This is a genomic window from Streptomyces sp. E11-3 (genome assembly GCF_046540415.1).
GTDB lineage: Bacteria > Actinomycetota > Actinomycetes > Streptomycetales > Streptomycetaceae > Streptomyces.
In genome coordinates this window covers 1-2,766 of the sequence record NZ_JAZGRL010000082.1, presented here as the reverse complement: position 1 = coordinate 2,766, position 2,766 = coordinate 1, and the positions used below count along the sequence as shown (strand labels likewise).

The following is a 2,766-nucleotide window of genomic DNA, read 5'->3' as shown; positions in this document are numbered from 1 at the left end:
CCGCGACAGCAAGAACCCCCACCACCCCGCGCTCGTCTTCGAGTCGACCGCCTGGTCGTCCTTCGTGACCGCCGTCAAGGGCGGGGAGTTCACCGGCTGAGGCGAGCCCCTCCCGTACTCGGCCCGGGTGCGGCCATCGTGGTCGGTGGCGGCGGAACCGAGGTGCACGGCTCCAGCACAGCAGAACCGCCCTCCCCCCACGGTTCCGTGGTGCCGGGGGAAGGGCGGTCGGTCTGCGAACGACGCTGTGCCGGTGGATCAGTGGCCGGCGGTGAGCTGTCCGGCGAGTTTGTCGTGCATCTCGGCGCTGGGCTTGTTCAGGCCGATGATGGTGACCTTCTTGCCGCGGTCCTGGTACTTGGTCTCGATCGCGTCCAGCGCGGCGACCGACGAGGCGTCCCAGATATGGGCGTCGGACAGGTCGATCACCACATCATCGGGATCGTCCTTGTAGTTGAACTGATAGACCAGGTCATTCGACGAGGCGAAGAAGAGCTCGCCAGTCACGGCGTAGACGACCTGGTTGCCGTCCGGATCGACGACACCGGTCACCTCGGCCATGTGGGCCACCCGCTTGGCGAAGATGACCATGGCGGTGATGCAGCCGACGACCACACCGATGGCCAGGTTGTGCGTCGCCACCACAAACGCCACCGTCACGACCATCACCGTGGTCTCACCGATCGGCATGCGCCTAAGCGTCCCCGGCTGAATGGAGTGCCAGTCGAACGTGGCGACCGAGACCAGGATCATCACGGCGACCAGAGCGGCCATCGGGATGTCGGAGACGACCGACCCGAAGGCGATGCAGAGCACCATCAGGAACGTACCGGCGAGGAAGGTGGACAGCCGGGTCCGTGCCCCGGACGTCTTCACGTTGATCATCGTCTGGCCGATCATCGCGCAGCCGCCCATACCACCGAAGAAACCGGTGACGATGTTGGCGATGCCCTGCCCCAGCGACTCGCGGGTCTTGTTCGAGTGCGTGTCGGTGATGTCGTCCACCAGCTTGGCGGTCATCAGCGACTCCATCAGACCGACCAGCGCGAACGCGAAGGCGTACGGAGCGATCGTCGTCAGCGTGTCCATCGTGAACGGCACATCGGGCAGCCCCGGCACCGGCAGCGAGGACGGCAGCTCACCCTTGTCACCAACCGTCGGCACCGCGATCCCGGCCGCCACCGTGATCACCGTCAGAATCACGATCGACACCAGCGGAGCCGGGACCACCGTCGTGACCTTCGGGAAGAACACCATCAGCGCCAACCCACCCACGATCAGCGGGTAGACCGGCCACGGCACCTTCCACATCTCCTCGATCTGCGCCATGAAGATCAGGATCGCCAGCGCGTTGACGAAGCCGACCATCACGCTGCGCGGCACGAACCGCATCAGCTTGGCCACCCCCAGCGCGCCCAGCACGATCTGGAAGACGCCGCCGAGGATCACGGCGGCGATCAGGTAGCCGAGCCCGTACTCATGGTTGAGGGGGGCGATGACCAGGGCGATCGCTCCAGTCGCGGCGGAGATCATGGCCTTGCGGCCACCCACGATGGAGATCACCACAGCCATCGTGAACGACGCGAACAGACCCACCGCCGGATCGACACCGGCAATGATCGAGAACGAGATCGCCTCGGGGATCAACGCCAGCGCAACGACCAGACCCGCCAGCACCTCGGTACGGAAGACCTTCGGCGAGGCGAGCCAGTCAGGACGCGACAGACGCGGAGACAAGGACAGCGGTGAAGACATGCAACCGTTTCCGTTCGGGCGCACGCGTCACCCATCAGGCACGCACACGCGCTGGTACACGACTCGCAGCCCGCAGGTGGGCGGAGTCCCCCGGCGGCCCGGCCACGTCGGGGGCCCTGCCGGATACCCAGCGGCCTCAACGGGCCACCGGTCGGGCATCATTGCCCGAAAGCTCTCAGTCGCCACCTGGCCCGGTCGGGGCCCTCTGGGCGGCGGTGCCGCCTCTACCAGAGCCTTACGGCGGAGGCGGATACGTCAATACTTTACCCTGACGTGAGGGGAGAGTGCGACGTACGGCTTGTGAAATGCAGGTAAAGAGGCCTCACGTTCCTGTGATTGATCTCACTGTGGCCAGGTGCGGCACGGAATCGAAAAGCTGTGGAAACCAGAAGGACCCAAGGGAGACAACACGGCGATGGCTGAGCAGCAGCAGATGCAGATCGGCGAAGTAGCCGAGCGGACCAGCCTCTCGCTGCGGACGATCCGCCACTACGAGGAGGTCGGTCTCGTCATCCCCTCTGCCCGCAGTAAGGGGGGCTTCCGGCTGTACACGGAGGCCGATGTCGAGCGCCTGCTCGTGATCCGCCGTATGAAGCCGCTGGACTTCTCGCTTGACGAGATGCGGGATCTGCTGGAGATCACCGATCGCCTCGCGGCGGATCAGCCGCCGGTTGGCGAGGAGTTGGCCCTCTTGCGTGAGCGCCTCGACGCGTATCGCGAGGCGACGGAGGTGCGCTGCGGGAAGCTTCGCGGGCAGTTGCTCGCGGCGGAGGATTTCGCGGCGACGCTGCGCGCCCGTCTCGGCGCGTAGCGCCGACCCGGGGTGAGGGCGCGCCCCTCGGGCGTGCGTTCACGGTGCGCCGTGTCGAGGTGAGGCTGCCCCTCGGGCTTGTTGCCACCGTGCCCCGTGGCGGGGGGAGGGTGTTGCCCTTCGGGCTTGGTGGAACGGGTGCCCCCCCGTGGCGAGGGGTTGTGCCCACCCGTTCCGCCCTGCGGAACGATTGCCCACAA

3 protein-coding genes are annotated in these 2,766 nt (G+C 66.5%); 2 read left to right on the top strand and 1 reads right to left on the bottom strand.

Translation table 11 applies throughout. From position 1 onward, the window contains the following. Positions 1-100: DUF397 domain-containing protein (locus U9R90_RS35210; RefSeq protein WP_411061488.1), on the top strand; the 100-nt coding region annotated here is incomplete at its 5' end. Positions 101-258: 158 nt separating this feature from the next. On the opposite strand, the gene U9R90_RS35205 is transcribed toward U9R90_RS35210, so the two are convergent. Then, a complete protein-coding gene (locus tag U9R90_RS35205; protein ID WP_411061487.1) occupies positions 259-1,755 on the bottom strand; it encodes a SulP family inorganic anion transporter in 1,497 nt (498 codons plus the stop codon). Positions 1,756-2,170: 415 nt separating this feature from the next. Between U9R90_RS35205 and U9R90_RS35200 the strand changes: the two genes are divergently transcribed. Then, on the top strand, positions 2,171-2,566 hold the full coding sequence (locus U9R90_RS35200; RefSeq protein ID WP_411061485.1) for a MerR family transcriptional regulator: 396 nt from the start codon (positions 2,171-2,173) through the stop codon (positions 2,564-2,566). The last annotated feature ends 200 nt before the right edge of the window (positions 2,567-2,766 follow it).

What these genes read in the sequence shown, in the direction of transcription:
- U9R90_RS35200 (WP_411061485.1), top strand. Translation starts at nt 2,171, where the DNA reads ATGGCTGAGCAGCAGCAGATGCAGATCGGCGAAGTAGCCGAGCGGACC.
- U9R90_RS35205 (WP_411061487.1), bottom strand. Translation starts at nt 1,755, where the DNA reads ATGTCTTCACCGCTGTCCTTGTCTCCGCGTCTGTCGCGTCCTGACTGG.